Genomic DNA, 1102 nt, shown 5'->3' on the forward strand with positions numbered 1-1102 from the left:
CCCTGGTCTTCATAACCGGCGCCCAGCAGGTAGTCCCACCGGCCCTTGCTGCCGCTGATGCGGTAATCGGTGCGGTAGCTGGTGGTGTCACCGTCCAGGCCGCTGGTCGGCACGGTGGTCTGCACGCCCAGGTGCTGGTTGATCTCGCCCGGCTCGGGGCGGCGGGTGATCAGGTTGATGGTGCCGCCGGTGGCGCCCAGCCCGTTCATGGCGTTGGCGCCCTGGATCACCTCGATCCGCTCGACCATGGCGTAGTCGATGGTGTGCGCTTCACGACCGGTCGGGCGCAGCGGGTTGGACTGCGGAATGCCATCGACCAGGATCAACGGCGTGCGCCCGCGCAGGGTCTCGCCACTGCCGTTCATCTTGCCGCGGCTGGGCGTGTACGACGGCAGCAGGCTGGACAGCAGGTCCGACGAATTGCCGCTGATGCGCAGCTGCTGTTCGATGGCCTGACGATCGATGATCACCACCGTCTGCGGCGCGGTGTCGGCCAGCTGGCCGGTGCGCGAAGCGCTCACCGTGACCGTGTCCAGGGTGCGGGCGTCGGTCTGCTGGGCGATGGCGGGCGCCGCCAGCAGCGCGGAAAGGGCGATGAACAGGGGAGATAAGCGCACGGGCACGTCCTTGGAGCATGGACGTGGCAACACCAGCCCAGCAGCGAATGAGAATTGATCGCGTCATTGTTGGGCGGGCCATCGCCCCGGTCAATACCCGGCCCAATCCTCGATCTCGCCGGCCGCGAACGGCCCCAGCTTCTGCTTCACGATGCGCCCGTGCGCATCCACCAGCACCGAGTAGGGCAACAGCCCCTGCGCGTTGCCCAGCCGCACGCTCGCATCGGCCGGCCCGGGCGTGTCCAGCACGATCGGGTAGCCCACCGGCACCCGGGCCAGGAAATCGCGCACGCCTTCAGGTGTGTCCAGCGCCACCCCCAGCACCTGCACGCCATCGGCCGGCTGGGCAGCGGCAAAGGCCGCCAGCGCCGGCATTTCTTCCACGCACGGGCCGCACCAGCTGGCCCACACGTTGATCAGCAGCGGCCGACCGCGGAAGCGGGCCAGGTCCACGGGCGTGCCCGACACATCGGGCAGGGTGAGGG

2 protein-coding genes are annotated in these 1102 nt (G+C 69.2%); both read right to left on the reverse strand.

Features of this window, described 5'->3' with window-relative positions:
* Window positions 1-617, reverse strand: a 617-nt coding sequence (locus tag DBR34_RS16515; RefSeq protein ID WP_181394051.1) for a TonB-dependent receptor plug domain-containing protein, incomplete at its 3' end; no start/stop codon positions are given.
* 90 nt (window positions 618-707) lie between these two features.
* Window positions 708-1102: TlpA disulfide reductase family protein (locus DBR34_RS16520; RefSeq protein ID WP_146186865.1), on the reverse strand; the 395-nt coding region annotated here is incomplete at its 5' end.

Source organism: Stenotrophomonas sp. HMWF003 (genome assembly GCF_003061285.1).
Taxonomy (GTDB): Bacteria; Pseudomonadota; Gammaproteobacteria; order Xanthomonadales; family Xanthomonadaceae; genus Stenotrophomonas; species Stenotrophomonas maltophilia_AP.